General features: G+C 64.6%; 13 protein-coding genes and 2 pseudogenes. 4 read left to right on the top strand and 11 right to left on the bottom strand.

Going from position 1 to position 19601, the window contains the following annotated elements; genetic code table 11:
* On the bottom strand, positions 1–1144 hold a 1144-nt coding region (locus CBW66_RS21425), incomplete at its 3' end, for a sulfoacetaldehyde acetyltransferase (protein ID WP_139843064.1).
* A gap of 207 nt (positions 1145–1351) precedes the next feature.
* Here CBW66_RS21425 and CBW66_RS21430 point away from each other — a divergent pair.
* The 3 genes from CBW66_RS21430 to CBW66_RS21440 all read left to right on the top strand — a co-directional run bounded on the left by CBW66_RS21430 (position 1352) and on the right by CBW66_RS21440 (position 4948).
* On the top strand, positions 1352–2206 hold the full coding sequence (locus CBW66_RS21430) for an IclR family transcriptional regulator (RefSeq protein ID WP_086139457.1): 855 nt from the start codon (positions 1352–1354) through the stop codon (positions 2204–2206).
* 85 nt (positions 2207–2291) lie between these two features.
* Entirely contained in the window at positions 2292–3221 is a 930-nt protein-coding gene (locus tag CBW66_RS21435) for an AAA family ATPase (protein ID WP_086139456.1), read from the top strand.
* A complete protein-coding gene (locus CBW66_RS21440; protein WP_086139455.1) occupies positions 3218–4948 on the top strand; it encodes a cobalt chelatase in 1731 nt (576 codons plus the stop codon). Before CBW66_RS21435 ends, CBW66_RS21440 begins: the two co-directional genes overlap by 4 nt.
* Before the next feature lie 4 nt (positions 4949–4952).
* On the opposite strand, the gene CBW66_RS21445 is transcribed toward CBW66_RS21440, so the two are convergent.
* The 5 genes from CBW66_RS21445 to CBW66_RS21465 all read right to left on the bottom strand — a co-directional run bounded on the left by CBW66_RS21445 (position 4953) and on the right by CBW66_RS21465 (position 14601).
* On the bottom strand, positions 4953–6092 hold the full coding sequence (locus CBW66_RS21445; RefSeq protein WP_086139454.1) for an AAA family ATPase: 1140 nt from the start codon (positions 6090–6092) through the stop codon (positions 4953–4955).
* Complete coding sequence (locus tag CBW66_RS21450; RefSeq protein ID WP_086139453.1) at positions 6092–6979, bottom strand: RNA ligase family protein; 888 nt, start codon at positions 6977–6979, stop codon at positions 6092–6094. The genes CBW66_RS21445 and CBW66_RS21450 overlap by 1 nt, the downstream gene beginning before the upstream one ends.
* A gap of 336 nt (positions 6980–7315) precedes the next feature.
* The gene (locus CBW66_RS21455; RefSeq protein WP_086139452.1) at positions 7316–8980 is read right to left on the bottom strand and encodes a ShlB/FhaC/HecB family hemolysin secretion/activation protein; all 1665 of its coding nucleotides are present in this window, start codon (positions 8978–8980) and stop codon (positions 7316–7318) included.
* A gap of 29 nt (positions 8981–9009) precedes the next feature.
* Positions 9010–12357: an MBG domain-containing protein gene (locus CBW66_RS21460; RefSeq protein WP_086139477.1), complete on the bottom strand. Its 3348-nt coding sequence runs from the start codon at positions 12355–12357 to the stop codon at positions 9010–9012.
* Between the two features lie 240 nt (positions 12358–12597).
* Positions 12598–14601, bottom strand: a complete 2004-nt coding sequence (locus tag CBW66_RS21465; protein WP_170933077.1) for a sensor histidine kinase — start codon at positions 14599–14601, stop codon at positions 12598–12600.
* Between the two features lie 81 nt (positions 14602–14682).
* Here CBW66_RS21465 and CBW66_RS21470 point away from each other — a divergent pair, with 81 nt between their 5' ends.
* Positions 14683–15366 (top strand): response regulator transcription factor, encoded by a 684-nt coding sequence (locus CBW66_RS21470; RefSeq protein WP_086139476.1) that lies wholly within the window; start codon positions 14683–14685, stop codon positions 15364–15366.
* Between the two features lie 11 nt (positions 15367–15377).
* Here the strand turns inward: CBW66_RS21470 and CBW66_RS21475 are convergent, their stop codons facing one another.
* The 5 genes and pseudogenes from CBW66_RS21475 to xsc form a co-directional block, all read right to left on the bottom strand.
* On the bottom strand, positions 15378–16130 hold the full coding sequence (locus CBW66_RS21475; RefSeq protein ID WP_086139475.1) for a TSUP family transporter: 753 nt from the start codon (positions 16128–16130) through the stop codon (positions 15378–15380).
* Positions 16131–16140: 10 nt separating this feature from the next.
* Positions 16141–17142: a phosphate acetyltransferase gene (gene pta, locus CBW66_RS21480; protein WP_086139450.1), complete on the bottom strand. Its 1002-nt coding sequence runs from the start codon at positions 17140–17142 to the stop codon at positions 16141–16143.
* Positions 17143–17398: 256 nt separating this feature from the next.
* Positions 17399–17527: a hypothetical protein gene (locus CBW66_RS29715; protein WP_301178772.1), complete on the bottom strand. Its 129-nt coding sequence runs from the start codon at positions 17525–17527 to the stop codon at positions 17399–17401.
* Positions 17528–17541: 14 nt separating this feature from the next.
* Positions 17542–18294: pseudogene (locus CBW66_RS21485) on the bottom strand (thiamine pyrophosphate-dependent enzyme); the annotation flags it as partial.
* Between the two features lie 2 nt (positions 18295–18296).
* Positions 18297–19577 (bottom strand): annotated as a pseudogene (xsc, locus tag CBW66_RS21490) (sulfoacetaldehyde acetyltransferase); the annotation flags it as partial.
* Positions 19578–19601: the final 24 nt, after the last annotated feature.

The following is a 19601-nucleotide window of genomic DNA, read 5'->3' on the forward strand; positions in this document are numbered from 1 at the left end:
GCGTCCAGTTCGTCAATTCCTCTTCCCACGCCGCCTTCTCCGCTTGCACGGTGGCATAGCGTTCGTCGCGCGTCGCGTCGCAGTCCAGTTTTTTACCATCCAGACGGGCAATAATCGCCTTGGCGGCCGCCTTGGCGTCGCCGCAGATACCCACCGAAATCTTTTTCACCAGCCCCAGCATCTTGTTGTCGGCATCGATCTGGATGATCTTGGCGTTCTTCGGCCAGTAATCCATGCCGTGTTGCGGCAAGGTGCCGAACGGTCCCAGGCGCGAACCCAAGGCGACGACGACGTCGGCCTGGGCGATCAGTTTCATGGCCGCCTTGGAACCCTGGTAGCCGAGCGGGCCGCACCACAGCGGGTGGCTGGCCGGGAACGAGTCGTTATGCAGGTAGCTGTTGACGACGGGCGCACCCAGGCGCTCGGCCAGCGCCTTGCATTCCTCGATGGCGTCGCCCATGACGACGCCGCCGCCCGAGATAATCACGGGGAACTTGGCTTGCGCCAGCAGTTCGGCCGCTTCATTGAGGCTGTGCTCGCCGCCGGCGCCACGGTCCAAACGGCTCGGTTTCGGGATCTCGGCCTTGATTTCGCCATAAAAATAGTCGCGCGGAATGTTCAATTGCGTCGGGCCCATTTCCGACATGGCGCGGTCGAAGCAGCGGCCCGTGTATTCGGCCATGCGCGCCGGATGCGTGACGTGGCCCTGGTATTTGGTGAATTCCTCGAACATCGGCAATTGGTTCGCTTCCTGGAAGCCGCCCAGGCCCATGCTCATCGTGCCCGTCTCGGGCGTGATGATGACAACGGGCGTGTGCGCCCAGTAGGCGGCGGCAATGGCCGTGACGCAATTGCTGATGCCGGGGCCGTTCTGGCCGATGACGACGCCATGGCGGCCCGACACGCGGGCGTAGCCGTCGGCCATGTGGCCGGCGCCCTGCTCGTGCACGACAGGAATCAGGCGGATGCCGGCGGGTGCAAAAATGTCCATCGGGTCCATGAAGGCCGAGCCCATGATGCCGAACATGTCGGTCACACCATTGGCGGCCAGGGTTTCCACAAACGCTTCGGAAGGCGTCATCTTTTGCGGGCCTACAGGTATCGCTGCGGCTGCGGCGGCTTTTTGCTCGGTCATGTCATTCATGGGTGTCTCCTGGTCTGTGGTAATGAACTGCAGCGTAGTATCAACTTATTTATCAAAAATCGGTATATTTTGTTCCGAAATTTGATATACAATTCAATTTAAGCGTTCGACGTGCAAAAGTCAAACAGATTTTCAAGGAAACGGTACAATTTGAGTTCGAAAATGAAATAAGCTGACGTCACACTCAGATACCCAACCGAGGCCACCATGGACATGATTTCATCCCCAAAACTTGAGCCGGAAAAACTGGAAGGCGACACGCCCACGATGCGTTTGTTTGCCTTGCTGGAAGTGATTGCCGAAAAAGACCAGTTGCTGTCACTGCAAGCGCTGGTGGAAGAAACGGGGCTGCCGAAGCCCACCTTGCACCGCATGCTGCAGCAGCTGGAAAGCGTGGGCGTGCTGCAGCGCGAAAGCGATGGCCGCCACTACAGCACGGGCGTACGCCTGCGCCGCCTGGCGTCGAACCTCTTGATTAACAACACTTTCCATGGCGCGCGCCGCATGGTCTTGCGCCAGCTGGTCGAGGAAGTGGGCGAAAGCTGCAACCTGACGGCCTTCAGCGGCAGCGAAGTGGTGTACCTGGACCGGGTGGAAACGGCGGCACCGCTGCGCTTCTATCTGCATCCCGGTTCGCGCGTGCCGGCCCACTGCTCGTCGAGCGGCAAGCTGTTCCTGGCGCAGATGACGCCCGTGCAGCGGCGCCGCCTGCTGGGCCACATGGAATTGACGCGTTTTACGGACAAGACGGAAACGGATCCCGTCAAGCTGGAACGCGAACTGGAACTGGTGCGCCGCAACGGCTATGCGCTGGACGACGAGGAATTCCTGCCCGGCCTGCTGTGCGTGGCCGTGCTGGTACCGAACCCGAACGGCCGCTCGAACCTGGCCGTGGCGATCCAGGCGCCCATCATCCGTTTGACGCACGACAAGGCTTTACATTTCTTGCCAGCATTGCAACGCGCCGCGCAAGCCCTGGCCGCCATCGAATCGGAAACCATGCCGACGACGGGCGGGGACGACGACGCATTGCAAGCCGGTAACTCCGCAACTCACACATAACCGCCGCAGCGCCCACGCTGCGGTTTCACAGGAGAACAAGGTGCCAGATTCACGCCAACATCCCCCCGCCGCCGCAGCGCAAACCATGCAATCCGTGCGCAGCCTGTTCCATATCGACAGCGACCTGCTCGTGCCCGTCTTTACGGAGCGCGACCCGCACGTGCCCGACATCGACCCCGCCTACCGCTTCAACAAGGACGTCACCCTGGCGATACTCGCCGGCTTCACGCACAATCGGCGCGTGATGGTGCAAGGCTTGCACGGCACCGGCAAGTCCACGCATATCGAGCAGGTGGCGGCGCGCCTGAACTGGCCTTGCGTGCGGGTCAACCTCGATGGCCACATCAGCCGCCTGGACCTGGTCGGCAAGGACGCCATCGTGCTGCGCGAGCAGCAGCAAGTCACCGAATTCCAGGAAGGCATCGTGCCCTGGTCCTTGCAAAGGCCCGTGGCCCTGATCTTCGACGAGTACGACGCGGGCCGCCCCGACGTGATGTTCGTCATCCAGCGTATCCTCGAGCGCGACGGCAAGTTCACCCTGCTCGACCAGAACCGCGTCATCACGCCGCACCCCCACTTCCGCCTGTTCGCCACCTCGAACACGGTGGGCCTGGGCAACCTGAACGGCATGTACCACGGCACGCAAGTGCTCAATCACGCGCAGATCGACCGCTGGAATATCGTTGCCACCTTGAACTATCTGCCGCAGGATGAGGAAACGGACATCGTGCTGGCCCGTGTTCCCGCCATGAATGACGCGGCGGGCCGCCAGCTGGCAAGCCGCATGGTGGCCGTGGCCAGCCTCACGCGCCACGGCTATGCGGCGGGCGACCTGGCTTGCCTGATGTCGCCGCGCACGGTGATTACCTGGGCCGAGAATTGCCAGATCTTCCGCGATCCGGCCCTCGCCTTCCGCCTGTCCTTCCTCAACAAATGCGACGAGGCTGAGCGGCCCATGGTGGCCGAGTACTACCAGCGCTGTTTCAACGAGGAATTGCTGGCGAGCCAGGCATGAGTACCGAAGCGACCGCGCCTGCCGCCTACACGCGCGAGCAGCAGGAAACGGACGAGCTGTGCGCGGGCGCCATCCGGGCACTCAGCGGCTCCCCCTCGATACGCTACCGCGGACGGCGCCTGCACGACGGCCACCGCCCGCTGCCCATCCACGCCGCCCATCTGCAGCCCGATGCTGCGCTGCAGGATTTGCCGTCGCTGCGCGGCGCGGCCGACAGCGTGGCCCTGCGCCTGCTGCACACGGATGCGGTCCTGCACAAGTCGCTGTGCCCGCTTGAACCCGTGGCGCGCCTCGTCTTCGAGCTGCTGGAACAGTTAAGAGTTGAAACCCTGGCGCCGGAGCGACATGCCGGCGTCATCGCCAACCTGCGCCACCGTTTTACGGCCTGGTCGCACGCGTTTTACGATTCCGGCCTGGCCGAGGGCGCCTCGGGCTTGCTCTTATATACAGTGTTCCAGATGTGCTGGTCGCGCCTGACGGCACGGGCCGTGCTGGAAAAGACGGAAGATTTTATCGAGGCGACGCGCTGGTCGCTCACTTCGCAACTGGGCGGCGACCTGGCGGGCTTGCGCCGCCACCGTGCCGACCAGGCCGCCTATGCGCGCCACGCGCTGGCCATCGCCCATGCCGTCGACGCCATGCTGAAAGAGGCGCAGGCGGCGCAGGATGGCGAGCAGGACGCAGCCGGCGACGCGAAAGCGCAGGCCGCCTTCAGGCTGCTGCTCGATTTCGACAGCGAGAACGACCACCTTCCCGATGCCGCCCCGCTGGGCGAGAGCCGCGCCTTCAGCGATGGCGACGGCGGCTACAAGGTGTACTCCACGGCCTATGACCGCGAAGAGCAAGCGGGCGACCTCGTGCGCCGCGCCCTGCTGCTCGACTACCGCGAACGCATGGATGCGCGCATCGCCAGCCTGGGCATCAACACGGCCCGCCTGGCGCGGCGTTTCACGCAATTGCTGGCCGTGCCACAGCGCGACGGCTGGTCGTTCGGGGAGGAAGAGGGATACATCGACGGCCGGCGCCTGGCGCAGCTGATCAGCTCGCCGTCCGAGCGCAGGCTGTTCCGCAAGGAACAATTCCTGCCGCAAGCCGATTGCCTCGTCACCTTCCTCGTCGATTGCTCCGGCTCCATGAAAACGCATGCGGAATCCGTGGCCGTGCTGCTCGATATTCTGCTGCGCGCGCTGGACCAGGCGGGCATCACCACGGAATTGCTGGGCTTTACGACGGGCGCATGGAACGGGGGAAGAGTCAAACGCGACTGGATGCGCGCCCGTTCGCCCGCCCATCCGGGCCGCTTGAATGAACTCGTGCACATGGTCTTCAAGGATGGCGACACCAGCTGGCGCCGCGCGCGGCCCGACATCGCGGCACTGCTGAAGGCGGATTTGTACCGCGAAGGCGTCGATGGCGAAGCGGTGGACTGGGCGTGCAGCCGCATGCTGGCGCGCCCCGAGCGGCGGCGCATCCTGCTCGTCGTGTCAGATGGTTGCCCGATGGATACGGCCACGAATCTGGCCAACGACGAGTTTTACCTGGCGCAGCATCTGAAACAGGTGGTGGCGCGCCGCGAAGCGCAGGGCGCCGTGGAAATTTGCGGGCTGGGACTGGGACTGGACCTGGGCGCCTACTACAGCCGCAGCCTGGCCACCACCCTGCCCGCCTCGCTGAACAATGAACTGTTCAGCGAGATCGCGCAATTGCTGGGCGGCTTGAGGCGATAGGACGTCAAGCCACCTCGTAGCGCACCGTGTGCGCCTCCATCGGCAGCGGGATTTCCCAGTTCCACAACATCGCTTGCAGCTTCTTGTTGCTGAGCGAGGTGTCGCGCTGACCGTTGCGCCGCAGCAGCTCCTTGCGCGGCTGCTCCAGGTAAACCAGCTCCACCTGCGCGTGGTATTTGTACAGCAGGTTGAGCGTCTTTTCACGCATCAGTTTGGACAAATGCGTGGCATTCCACACGAATGGTTCGTGCTTGCGCAGCAGCTCGCGCGCCCGCTCTTCCGCATAGTCGCCCACCTGGCCTTCGTTCTTGCCATGCTTCAAGCCCAGTGCGATACGCGCATCGTCGAAGGACACGACGGGCAGGCGCGGATGGTGCTTGTCCACCCAGGTATTCTTGCCGGACGCGGGCAAGCCCGACATGACGATCACCTGCGAACCCGGTTCCTGGAACAACGGATAGTCGGGATGCGCCTCGGCGCCGCGAAAGTATTTGACGCGCGTGTGGTCGTCGACAAAGACCCTGCGCTGGCCGTAGCAGCCCTCCTCGCGCGCCAGTTCGCGGAACAGCTCGATGGCGTCGAGGATGCGCTGCGGGTCGGGGCAGATGCGCCCGCGGATATCGGCCTCGGCCAGCATGGCCAGCAGCCGGATATCGACTTGCCACGACAGTTCGCGCACGGTGAACTCGGGCGTGACGCCGCGCCGCGACGTTTCCAGCGCGAAGAACGGCACTTGATGCACGTTGATCAAGCGGCAGATTTCCTCGCGCGCGGCAAACGGCACATCATAGTCCCACAAGGCGATGCGCGCATCGAGCGCGCCCTTGCGCGAGTGGCCAGGCTGGCCGATGGCGCCCGTCACGGGATCAATCACGGTGGTGCTGCACTTGGCCACGTCGTGCAGCAAGGCAGCCAGGAACACGATTTCCTGTTCCGCCCGCGTGGCTTGCTGATACTCAAGCATGCCCAGCAGGGATTCCACCACCATCATCGTATGCGTCCACACATCGCCTTCCGCGTGGTACACGGGATTTTGCGGCGTCGTCTTCGCCAGTTCCAGCTGGGGAAAGGCGGCCAGGCAGGCGCTAAAGTCGGGCGACCGGCCCGCTGGCGGCACCAGTTGCTGCAGGGTTTTCCAATTCATCATTTCATACTCCTTGAGTAAGCTGCCAGTTCGTCGAGCGACTGGCAGGTATGCAAGCCCAGGCTCTCCCAGGTGACCAGCGGCTGCGGCGCGTACAGATCGACGCCGTCGGCCAGCAGGTTCGGGATCAATGGCCGCGTGCTGTGGTGCGAGCCGCTGTCGAGGATGGTTTGCGTAAAGTCATGGCGCACCAGCTTGTAGCGCGCCAGCACTTGCTCGTCGTCTTCCACTTTCAGGTACAGGCCTTCCGCGTGGTCGGACTTGTCCGTCTGCTTCCAGCACAGGTCCAGCGGCAGGCGCTCGCGCGCCACCACGTCCTCGAAAGCATCGCGCCACAGGCGGGACTTGGCCAGCGAATGGCGCAGCAGCTGCCACAGCTGTTTCGGCGACGCGGGCATGGTGCCCGCATACAGCACGGGCACGGACAGTACGGGCGAGCCGGCCAGCATGGCGTGGCGGCGCGCCGTCGACAAGAACATCTGCGTGCGGCGGCAATACACGTCGAACTCGTTGAAGTAATGGGGCAGCCGGTCGTAAAACACGGAATGCTTGCTGTACGACCATTCGCCAAACAGCACAAATTGATCTTCAAGCATATGCAGCAAGGCCTGTTCGTGCGCATGGGCCCACGGTTTCAACAGGTTGAACTGGCGTTCGCTGCCGCCGCCCGCCAGGTAGTGGCCGCGCGACTGCAGCAGCACCTCGCCCGCATCGCTGAACGACACGGCGGAGTTGGCGCCATCGATTTTTTCCTCGATGACGACGTATTGGCCGGCCAGCTTTTTCAGCGGCATCTGGTCGGAACCGTCGTCGCCGTCCTGCAGGCGCGAACCTTCCAGGTGCGGCGTGCGCGGGTATTTGAATAAGGGTAAAGATTGTAAAAACATAGCGTCCCACGCACCGTTCACCGGGGCGTGTCCATACAGGGTCAGGGGTGCTGACGACGTGTTCGGGCGTGGACGATCAAGACGGTTGTCTTGGATACGTGTGCGGAGGGAGCAAAAACAGTGCCGCAGCAATCGGGGGCGTCAACGCGCCGAACGATGCTGCAGAGAGCATTTCGTCAGCGTTAGCAGGTGATGGCGAAGAAGCGAGGCACTTTTGGCTCCAATAAAGAAGAGGTTCGAGAAAGAACGGGGAATATAACGGCAGTTTGATTATTTTGCAAGGCGCACGGTTCAATCGTGCTCAACCGCGCACCTTGCTCTCTGGCGGGCGTGACGCTAGAAGCGGTACTCCAGATTCAGCCACACGCGCGGCTGGGGATCGCTGTTCGCTTCCGATTGCGGCCGGCCGCCCACCGTGCGCCAGGCCAGGGCGGCATCCGCGCTCCACGCCTGGTACTGATAGCGCAAGCCCAGGCCGCCGCCGCCCAGGCTGCGCCGGTTGTCGCCGGCCACCACGGGCTTGGCGTTGACGCTGATGCGCCCCGCATCCATGAAGACATACGGCATCCAGGCGCCGGCGCCGTAGCGCAACTCCAGCTGCGCCAGCCCGCCCTCGTCGCCCGTGGTTTCGCCCGACGGATACGCGCGCACGCCGCCGGCGCCGCCCAGGCTCAGCTTCTCGGACGAATCGAGGTTGTTGTTCGCCTGCTGCCAGCTCAGGTGGGCCATCAGACTGAAGCCGGCAGGCAGGGATTGCAGGCGCACGATGTCGAGGTTGAACTTGTGGAAGTTGCCCTTGCTGCCGTAAGCATCGATGGCCGCCAGGCCCGCATCGAGCGTCAGCTTGCCCGGGGTCCAGCTCACGCTACCGTACGTCACGCCATCGTAGCCGTCGCGGTAATCGAATTGCAGGGCCACGGGCAGCGATTTGCTGGACTTGCTTTCATGCGTGGCCGTGCTGTCGCGGTTATCCTGCAAGTCCTTCGACTGGTAGGTGGCGCTCAGGGTCAGGTTGGCCAGCTGCGAACGCAGAATAGGATAGCTGAGGCCGGCACTGGCCACCTTGGCCGTGCCATTCGCCTGCAGGCTGGCGAACTCCTTCGCCAGCGCATAGCTGGTATGCGAATAGCCGACATTGCCGCGCAAGCCGGAGGCGCCCAGCGGCATGCTGTAGGCCAGCGAACCGAGCCACAACTCTTCCTCGCTGAGCAATGCCCGCACGCTGACCTGGTCGCCCAGCAGGAAGGGACTGTTGATGTCGACGTTCGCCCGCACGCGGTTTTTCCCCGTATAGCGGCTGCCGGCATTGTCCAGGCCGATGTCGCCGCGGATGCGCTGCTCGCGCGCCAGCTGGACGATCAGGTCGCCCGTACCCGCCTGCTCGCCCGGTCGCATGGTGGCGCTGGCCTGGATGCCTGGCAAGTCGTCGAGCAGCAGGGCGGCGCGTTCGAGCGGTGCGCTGCCGATCACCGCGCCAGGCTGCAGGCGGCCGAGGAAGGCGTCCGCCTGGCGCGCCAGTGCCGCGTCATCGCCTTGCGCCCGCACCACCCCGTAGCGCCCTTCGATGATATCGATGCGCAGCGCGCCCTGCTCGAGGCCTTGCGGCGGCACGATGGCACGGGCGAACGGATAGCCGCTGGCGTGATACAGCGCGGTGATGCGCCCGGCCAGGGCGCGCAGGCCGGCCAGGTCGAAGGTCTTGCCCGTCACCTCGCCCAGCGCCGCGTGCAGCGCTTCCTGGCTGAAAACGGAATTGCCCGCCAGGCTGACCGCGCGCAGCGTCACGGCCGGTCCGCCGGGTGCCACGGGGCCCGCATCGAGCGGTGCCTGTATCGTCAGGGGCTGGCTGGCGCGCGGCGCCGCGATGGGCGGCTGCAGCTGCTGCAGGGTCTGGCCCGCATCCGGTGGAACTTGCGCTTGTGCAAGAGAAGCGAACGGCAGGAAGACCAGGCCAAGCGCCGCGGCAAGGCGCGTCGCTTGTGGATGTTGATGTTTTTTCATGGATGCTTTGTCAGGTTGATTCAGTGTCATCATTGCGCCGCGCCTTCGGCGGCGGGAGCGGCGGGCGCCAGGCGGATGCCGCCATTGACAACGCGGATACGCGTGAAACCGGCACCGTCGCCGCTACCGGCGGCCGCCAGCATGGTGCCACCGGCAGGCGGCGCCTCGTCGGCCACGGGAACGAGCAGCAAGCCGCCGGCCTGGCTAGCCGCGGCACCGGTGGCGCCCTGCGCCCGTGTGGCGGCGACGGCAGGTCCGGCGGCGTAGGCCGTCGTGCCCGCCGCGACATCGTTGGTTCCCGTCGTCATTGCGCGCTGCGCCAGGCGGATCGCATTTTCCAGCGAGGGATCCCGCTCGATGGTCAGGCTACCATTGTGCGCCGTGATGGCATAGTTGGCGTTGGCCAGGCCGGAAGCGTCGATGGCATAGCTGCCCACGTTGTCGCCGGCCGCGCGGCGCAGCACGCCATCCAGGCTGTCGCCGGCCACCAGGCTGCCGTCCGTCACCCGGTAGGTCAGGCTGGGGTCGGCATTGCCGTAGCGCTTGCTTTTCGTATCGGCCGTCACGGCGATGGCGCGCGGGTCGATGCTGGCGCTGACATTGCCCAGCACATAGTTGCTGTCCGACAGACGCAAGCCGCTGGCGTCGATACCGCCGTAGCGGCCCGCGTTGCGGCCGCTGGCGCTGGCCACACCGCTGACGGTGGGCGCGCGGTCACCATTGACCAGTCCCGACAGGACAAAGCCCGCATTGAAGGTGGCGCTGCCGTCATAGGTCTTGCTGACGGCAGCATCGAGCACGCGCGGCGTCACCGTCCAGTACACGGGGCCGCCCGGCGTCAGCGTATAGCCCGTCTTGCCCAGGACCAGGCCCGTGTCGTAGGTGATCGTGTAGACGCCGGCCGAGGAAGTCGCGCCAGGGGCGCCGAGCCAGGAGATGGTGCCGCTCGCGCTGGCATCGGTGACGAGCAGGCCGCCGCTCAGCGCGTCGTACAGCGCATAGCTGAAGACAGGCACGTCGCCGTACACGCTGCTGCCCGGGGTCAGGCGGATGTAGACGGGCTTGGATGCATTGCCGGCCGCATTGTCGACCGAGGCAATGGCGTCGTTCAGCTGCGCCACGGGCGCGGCAGCATAGTAGACCGACAGGCCGCCGGACTGGCCGGGAGCCAGGTCGGCCGCGCGCAGGAACATGGCATAGCTGCCATCGGTACGGCCAGAAGCGACGGCGGCGGTGCGGGGATCCTGGTTGATGGCATTGGTGAATGCGCAGCACCGGCTATGCACAGTATCGACGCCCGCCGTCGTGGAATAGAACAGGACGGCGGAGCCGGATGTGGTGCTGTTCGTTTCCGTGACCATGATGGCATTCGAAGCATTTTTGCCCTCGGTCAAAGGCGCGAACGCGCCCGCGACAATATTCCCCTTGATCTTGTAGTTGGCATCGGAAGCGCCGATGAAATCATCGCCCGTGCCCAGCCACATACGCACATTCGTCAAGGCAGTGCTGCTCAGGTTAGTCAGGCGGCTATCCATGTTGACGAAGGAATCGCCCTTCTTCAAGGTATAGGTGTGCGCGATGCGGGTCGACTGGTTCAGGCTGCTGAAAGTCAGCGTGCCCGACGTCACCACCGTGCCCTGTCCCTCCTGGTAGCCGGCGATATTCAGGGAGCGGCTGCTCAGCGCCGCACCATAGTTGCCGCCGCCCATGCCAGGCATGCCGCCGCTGTTCCCGCTGGCGACCAGCAGTTCGCCATGCGCATTCCATGCCGTGCCGCCATCGCCGCCCGCCGCCACGGCGAACTCGAAAGGCCGGCCCAGGGTCAGCTGGAACCAGCCATCGCGGCCGGCGCTCGTATTGTCAAAGTAAAACGGGGTTTTCAGCAGGCCGTCGTCCGTAAACGAATCCTGGCTGCCATCGCCGAAGCGCACCTTGCCATTGTCCAGCACCAGATTGTTCACCGTGCCAGCGCTGCCTTTTTGCCACGTGAAGGCGCCGGACGCGGGGATATTCACGGCCACGCCGGCCGCCACCTTGTAGCCGCTGCCCGCGCCATCGGCCGTGCCCTGCCCATACTGGTAAGCCAGCGAGGCGCTGCCCGTCGCGTTCAAGTCCGCGTTGATGTTGATATTGCGCTCGGCAATCAGGCTGAGCTTGTTGGCCGACCAGGCGATGGCGTCGTTCACATGGATATCGCCATTGCCGCCCGTCGTGCCCATGCGGGTGGTCATGATGGAGAAATTCGTGCTGGCCAAAGCTTGCGACACTTCGGCGCCCGTCATGTTGCCGCCGCTGGCGGCGACCGTGAAGTCGTGCGGATCGATCAGCCACGTGCCTGTCGCGCCGCGCGGGGCGGCCGTGCTGACCTGCGCGGCGCCGACCGCCACGTGGTTCGCGCTCGTTTCGATGAAACCGCCGTCGCCGCCCTGCGGCGCGCTGGCGTCGAGCTTGCCGCCCACCTTGAGCGTGCCCCTGTCCATGTCGCCCAGCAGCACGATCTGGCCTTTTGCGCCGGTAGCCAGGGTGTGCGCCTCGATCACCCCGGTGTGGTTGATGGCGCTCGCGGCCAGCTCGCCGGCCGCCTTGGCCGTCAGCAGCACCCGTCCCCCGTCGGCCTGGATGGCGCCGCCATTGTAGATCAGCGTGTCGAGCGCGCCCTGCGTCACTTGCAGCTTGACGGGACCGCCCACGTCCAGCGTGACCTGGCTGCCGGCGCCCATCAGCACACTGCCGGCGCGCGCGGCGAGCGTGCCGCTGTTGACGATGCGGGCTGCGATCAGGGCCACGTAGCCGCCATCGGCCGCGCGCAGCGTGCCTTCATTGACGATGCTGGCGCTGCCCTTGCCGCTGAAGACATGCTTGCCGTTGCGCAGGCTCGCGCCGTCCACATCGAGGGTCGACGCCACCAGGCCGCCCACGCTGACCTGGGCCGTGCGGCCAAACAGGATGCCGTTCGGGTTGATCAGGTATACCTGGCCATTCGCGTTCACGCGGCCAAGGATATGCGAGCCATTGCTGTCAAGAATGCGGTTGACGGCCAGCGCGCCGGACGAAGGCTGGATAAAGTTGACGGTTTCCTTGCTGCCGACATTGAAGCTGGACCAGTTCAGCGTCGCCTGCTGGCTGGCTTGCTGCACCGTCGTGGTGCCGCCGGACTGGCTGATGGTGGCCGTGCCTGCCACCACCTGGCCACCGGTGGGGCCGGCACAGGCGGGCCCGCCCAGCGCCAGCGCACCGATGGCGGCCACGACGGCAGCCAGCTGGCGGCGCCCTCCCTTGCCCCGTCCGCGCAACGTTTCGGCGACGGCGACCCAGGCATTCAGGACGTGGCTCCAGACGAGCCGGTAAATATGGTTGAGTGATGCGTGACGGTGCATGCTGTTGATCCTTGTCGATGTGGGGGGAGGCGCTGACGGACAGGAAAACAGCCGGGCGGCGCGGCGCAAGGCGACGCAGCCTGCCCTTCTTTCCTGGCGCCATTTCTATTGCCTTCTGCTACATAGTTATAGCCAAAAGCTACAGAAATTTCTTAGGGGAAATATAACAAGGATTACAGATTTATAAGTGAGCAAACCTGAGCAATTCCCGAGTGAATCAGTCGGGAATGGCGGCTTCCATCAGGCCGGCAAGCGCAGCGAAAAGCTGATGATGCCATCGCTGCCCGTGTGTTCCAGTGCGACCCGGCCGCCGTGCAGTTCAGCAATGCGCTGCACCAGGTACAAGCCCAGCCCGGCGCCAGGCTTGTGTTGGGCGATGCGGCCACGGAAGTATTTCTGGAACAGGCGGGGAATTTCATCGGCGGGCAGTGCTTCGCCGTCATTGCTGACGGTAAACTGGATGCCGCCATCGGCGGGCACGCTGGCATCGAAGCGGATCGCCTGCGCCTGGGGCGCATGCCGGTCAGCATTGCTGAGCAGGTTGCGCAGCGCCACGCGCAGCAAGCCGGGGTCGCATTGCAGGCGCGCGGGCAAATCCGGCAGGCTGGCTGTCACCCTGCCGGCCGGCCACTCGGCCAGCACGCTCTCGACCAGCATGCGCGGATCGTACCACTGGGGACGGAACGTTGCCGAGCTCGTATCCATGCGGTCGGCACTCAGGTACTCGTCGACGAGGGCGCTCATGCGACCGCTGGCCTCGCGCAGGTTCTGGCAGCGCTGCGCCGTCTTTTCCCACGCGGCGCCGGGATTGCGGGCAATTTGCTGGGCCGTCGTATTAATGATGGCCAAAGGCGTGTGGAACTCATGCGACACCATGGCAACGAAATCCTGTTGTTCTTCACGCGTGCGCGTCTCCACTTCCAGCGCCGCGCGCAGCTCGCCTTCGAGCGCGGCGCGCCGGCCGATCTCCTGCTGCAACGCGGCCGTGCGCAGCGCCACCTGCTCTTCCAGCCGTTCATTGAGCGCGCGCACGGCTTGGACGGCCTGAGCCTGCGCCAGGTCCTTGGCCCGGCGCAAGCCGGCGTAGCGGCGGTTCAGGCGCAAGCTCATCAACATCATGTGCACGAACGCGCCCAAGGTGGCAGCATGGTTGGTCAGGAAATTCGGCGGCAGGATAGCCATATTGCGCAGGAAACTGATGATGGCGCCCGCATAAAAAATACCGAAAATCAGCAGGAACGCACGCGCGCTGCGACGACCGCAGCATGCCAGCCACGCTGCCGTGGCGATAAAAATCACGATCAATGGCAGCGCCGTGTACTGCACGGCAAGCACGCCGGGACCATATTTTCCACTTAGCACCAGGCAAGCGCCCGCGGCCGCCATGGCGCAGGAGATCGCCGCCAGCCAGCGGGTCAGGCGGGGAAACAGCTCCGGCAAATCCAGCTGCAAGGAAGAAAAACGCGTGCCCACGGCCAGCGACATGCACAGCGACACGCCCAGGACGGGATCGGACAGCCAGTTCGGCATGGCGAAAATCTGCTGGGGAATGGCGATGGTGAAGGCTTCGGTCGTCGCGCTCGTGCACACATACAGCAGATACCAGCCGCTCTGGGATTCCCCCGTCATGCGCCAGAAGAAAATGTGGAACAGTATCAGCAACAGATACGTGCCGAACTGCAAGCCATAGTACAGGTACTCGCGGCGCGACGACTCATCGAACGCCGCGCGCGGCCAAAAGCCCAGCTCGGTAGACATGGCCTTCTTGCTGTTCAGGCGCACCAGCCAGCGTTCGGTCTCGCCCTCCTCCAGGCGCAGCGGAAAGACCACCTGGCGCGCATCGACGGGCCAGTCGCCGCGCGCGATGGCGGCCCCCGCCTCCTGCACGCGCCACTGGCCCTTGGCATCGAACCGGTACAGGCTGGCGTGATCGAGCACGGCGTTGCTAAAACGCAACACCCACTCATCGGGTGCGCGCGCGCCGCGCCGCACAGCGAGCAGCAGCCAGACGGTGTCATCCGTGTAGCCGGCACTGACGGCGCCCGGCAAGACGCGCCAGCCGGGCGAGGCCAGTGCCGCATCGGCCGCGAGCGTGCCTCCGGGATCCCGCAACAGCAGCATGTGGCCGCTGGCCGAGACGGGCTGGCCGGAATCTGGCAGGACCAGCGGCGCCAGCGCCGGCGGCGCGGCGTACGTGGCAAGCGGGTGCAAAAAAAAGAGAAAAATGGCAAGCAGGAAAGGCATGGCGGGGCAGCTTAACACAGCCATATCAAGGAAGCGACAGCCTGCCTTCACGCCACGCAAGTGATCGGTTATCCTTGCGCCATGCCGAACCTTATTTTGCTTGAAGATGAAGCCGTGCTGCGGCAGGAACTGACCGAATTTCTCGGCGAATGCGGCTACCGGGTCAGCGCCGTCGCCGACCTGGCCAGCTTCCACGCCAGCTATGCCCCCAGCCTGCACCGTATTGCCATCATCGACCTGTGCTTGCCCGACGGCGATGGCATGGCCCTGGTGCGCACGCTGCGCGCGCAAGGCAGACAGCTCGGCATCGTCGTGTTCACCGCGCGCGGCGCCACGCAGGACAAGGTCAGCGGACTGAATGGCGGCGCCGACTATTACCTGCCCAAGCATACGGATCTGGACGAGCTGGCGGCCACCCTGGTCAGCCTGCGGCGGCGCCTCGGCGAACCCGCCGCCGCGCCTGCCTGGGTACTCGAACTGGCGCCGCGCCGCCTGTTCCCGCCCGGCTGCGGCGCCATCGCCCTGTCGCAGCAGGACGCCACCGTGCTGCAAGTGCTGATGGCCGAGCCGGAACGCATCGTCAGCCGCCAGCAGATCGTGCAGTCGCTGGGTGAGGATTTTCTCGACTACGACCAGCGCCGCCTCGATACGCAGATCCGCCGCCTGCGCCGCAAGACCGAGCTGGCCAGCGGCCTGTCGTTGCCGATCAATACGGCGCGCAATGCCGGCTACCGCTTTTTCGCCAGCGCCACCGTACGTCCCTAAACGCCTGTCCGTCAGCCCAGCAATTGCGGCACGGCCGCCGCCATCAGCGAGATGCCGATCAGGGTCAGCACGGCAAACGCGATGCGGCGCATGCCGCGCTGGGCGATCGGCGGCGGATAGCGCTTGCCGGCCATGGTGGCCAGCACGCCGACAGGCAGGGCCAGCATGCACAAAAGTAACACTTTCGCATCGAGCTGGCCCTGGCTGCCCGCCATCAGCGAACGGCCGCCCGCGCTGATGGCGAACAAAAAGATCAGGCTGTAGCGGATGGTGGTCAGGCTCATTTCCTGGCGATAAAACTGGTACACGAGCGGCGGCCCGGCCAGCGAAAACAGGCCCGAAAACAGGCCGCCGCAGACGCCGCTGATGAAGAAACTGCGCTTGTCGGCCGCGCCCGGTCCCGGCGCCGCCTGCAGCAAAATGCTGACGCCGCCATACACGATGGCCGCGCCCAGCAACAGTTTCAGGACGGGCGCATACGCCTGGTCCAGGTAGCCCAACAGCAAGACGCCGGCCGCCATGGCCGGCAGCAAGCCGATGCTGGCCGCGCGGATGGCGCGCCAGTCCAGGTGGTGCAAGGCGCCAGGCAAGGCCACGAGGCAATTGGCCAGGGACAATAAGCTGACGAGGGCCGCCAGCGCCGGCACGGGCGCCAGGCCGAGGCCGCTGGCCACGCCCATGACGATCATGCCCAAGCCAAAACCCGTGACCGTCTGAAAATACGTGCCTGCCGCCACCACGCCCAGCAGCGCCAGCACGGGCATGCTGAACAACTCAGCGCCCACCCTGGGCCTGCACGGACGTGACGGCAATGACGTTATAGACATCGTCGGCGCTGCAGCCGCGCGACAGATCGTTGGCCGGTTTCTTCAAGCCTTGCAGCAAGGGGCCGATGGCGACGGCGCCGCCCATCCGCTCGGCCAGCTTGTAGCCGATATTGCCCGCGTCGAGGTTCGGGAACACCAGCACGTTGGCGCGGCCGTTGACGACGGAATCCTTGACCTTGCGCTGGGAAATCTCGGCCACGATGGCCGCATCGAGCTGCACGTCGCCATCGATGGCCAGCTTGGGGCGCTGGGCCTTGACCCGGTCTGTTGCCGCATGCACCTTGTCGACGGCCGCATGGTGGGCGCTGCCGCTGGTGGAAAACGACAGCATGGCGACCCTGGGCTCTTCCATCAGCAAGGCTTGCGCGCTGTCGGCGGCGGCCATGGCGATATCGGCCAGTTCCTCGGCCTTCGGGTCAACGACAAGGGCACAGTCGGAAAAGATGAAACCGCCCTTAAGGCTGTGAAACGGTTCGCACAACATCATCAGGAAAAAGCTCGACACCAGCTTGAAGGCGGGATCGACGCCGATGATCTGGATGGCGCTGCGCACCACGTCGGCCGTCGTGTGCACGGCGCCCGCCACGCAGCCGTCCGCGTCGCCCAGGCGCACCATCAGGTTGGCGTAGCACAGCGGGTCTTGCACGGCGATGCGCGCCTGCTCCACCGTCATGCCCTTGGCCTGGCGCAGCACAAACAGTTGCTGGGCATAGTGCTCAGCCTCGCCGGACGCCGCCGGGTCGACCAGGCGCACGGTGTCCAGGTCCAGCCCGTGTTCGCGCGCCAGCGAGAGGATGGCGGCCGGCTGGCCGACGATGGTGATGCGCGCCAGCCCTTCGGCGGCTGCCCGCGCGGCCGCCTGCAGCACGCGCACGTCGCCGCCCTCGCACAAGACGATATGTTTCGGCACGGCGCGGGCTTGGGCGATGATGCGGTGCAGGGCTTTCATGGGAACTCCAATTCGGTAAAAAAATGCCGGAACCATGGAAGCATAAGGTATGAACATGAAGCAATGGTTCCGGCACATAAAACCCGGCAAGCCGGGGTCATACAAGGATCGGGCTGACTGTGCTGCTTGGGTGGCGTCGGATTACGCCGGGCTTTGCCCGGCTAATCCGACCTACGCAGCTGGGCAGGTTGGGCAGGTTGGGTAGGTTGGATTAGCCCGCAGGGCGTAATCCAACATCACCCGCGCCCCACACACATCAAACGTAATCTTTATACTTGTCCAGGTGACGGATCGGTTTACTCAGCGCATCGCGGCGGAACGGGTCGCCCAGCTCGCGCGTACACATGATTTCGATGATGGTCGTCTTGCCTTCATTCATCTGCATGGCTATCGCCTTCTTCAAGGCCGGACCCACGTCTTCCAGCTTGTCGANTGACGGATCGGTTTACTCAGCGCATCGCGGCGGAACGGGTCGCCCAGCTCGCGCGTACACATGATTTCGATGATGGTCGTCTTGCCTTCATTCATCTGCATGGCTATCGCCTTCTTCAAGGCCGGACCCACGTCTTCCAGCTTGTCGACCGTGATGCCTTCGGCGCCCATGGCGCGCGCGATCTCGGCAAAACTCTGGTTGTCGAGCTCACCGGCAACAAAACGGCGGTTGTAGAAATCGACCTGGTTTTTYTTTTYCGCGCCCCATTGCCGGTTGTGGAACACCACGGCCGTCACGGGAATGTTGTGGCGCACGCAGGTCATCGTTTCCATCAGGCTCATGCCCCAGGCGCCGTCGCCCGCATACGACACGGCCGGACGGTGGGGTGCCGCCACTTTCGCGCCGATGATGGTCGGGAACGCGTAGCCGCAGTTGCCAAAGCTCATCGCCGCAAAGAAGCTGCGCGGCTTTTCAAAACGCAAGTAACTATTTGCCACCGAGTTGATGTTGCCGATGTCGGTCGACACCATCACGTCTTCCGGCATGGCTTTTTCCAGCTCGCGCAAGACCTGGCGCGGGTGCAGATAGTTGCCCGGCTCCTTCTTCTGTTCTTCGATCATGTCCAGGCTGTACGCATCCTTCTCGTGCGTCCAGTTCGTCAATTCCTCTTCCCACGCCGCCTTCTCCGCTTGCACGGTGGCATAGCGTTCGTCGCGCGTNTGTTGCCGATGTCGGTAGACACCATCACGTCTTCCGGCATGGCTTTTTCCAGCTCGCGCAAGACCTGGCGCGGGTGCAGATAGTTGCCCGGCTCCTTCTTCTGTTCTTCGATCATGTCCAGGCTGTACGCATCCTTCTCGTGCGTCCAGTTCGTCAATTCCTCTTCCCACGCCGCCTTCTCCGCTTGCACGGTGGCATAGCGTTCGTCGCGCGTGGCGTCGCAGTCCAGTTTTTTCCCGTCCAGGCGCGCCAGGATGGCTTTCGCGGCCGCCTTGGCGTCGCCGCAGATACCCACCGAAATCTTTTTGACCAGGCCCAGCATCTTGTTGTCCGCGTCGATCTGGATGATCTTGGCGTTCTTCGGCCAGTAATCCATGCCGTGCTGCGGCAGGGTGCCGAACGGACCCAGGCGCGAACCGAGGGCGACGACGACGTCGGCCTGGGCGATCAGTTTCATGGCCGCCTTGGAACCCTGGTAGCCGAGCGGGCCGCACCACAGCGGGTGGCTGGCCGGGAAAGAGTCGTTGTGCAGGTAGCTGTTGACGACGGGCGCGCCCAGGCGTTCGGCCAGCGCCTTGCATTCCTCGATGGCGTCGCCCATGACGACGCCGCCGCCCGAGATAATCACGGGGAACTTGGCTTGCGCCAGCAGTTCGGCCGCTTCATTGAGGCTGTGCTCGCCGCCGGCGCCGCGGTCCAAACGGCTCGGTTTCGGGATTTCCGCCTTGATTTCGCCATAAAAATAGTCGCGCGGAATGTTCAATTGCGTCGGACCCATTTCCGACATGGCGCGGTCGAAGCAGCGGCCCGTGTATTCGGCCATGCGGGCCGGATGCGTGACGTGGCCCTGGTATTTGGTGAATTCCTCGAACATCGGCAGCTGGTTCGCTTCCTGGAAGCCGCCCAGGCCCATGCTCATCGTGCCCGTCTCGGGCGTGATGATGACGACGGGCGTGTGCGCCCAGTAGGCGGCGGCAATCGCGGTGACGCAATTGCTGATGCCGGGGCCGTTCTGGCCGATGACGACGCCGTGGCGGCCCGAGACGCGGGCATAGCCGTCGGCCATGTGGCCGGCGCCCTGCTCGTGCACGACGGGAATCAGCCGGATGCCGGCCGGGGCGAAGATATCCATCGGGTCCATGAAGGCCGAGCCCATGATGCCGAACATGTCGGTCACGCCATTGGCGGCCAGGGTTTCCACGAACGCTTCGGAAGGCGTCATCTTTTGCGGGCCAACTGGTACGGCAGCGGCGGCGGCTTTTTGGTCGGACAAATCGGTCATGGCTCAGTCTCCTTACGGTTTTAT

Source organism: Janthinobacterium sp. GW456P (genome assembly GCF_002127655.1).
Taxonomy (GTDB): Bacteria; Pseudomonadota; Gammaproteobacteria; order Burkholderiales; family Burkholderiaceae_D; genus Janthinobacterium.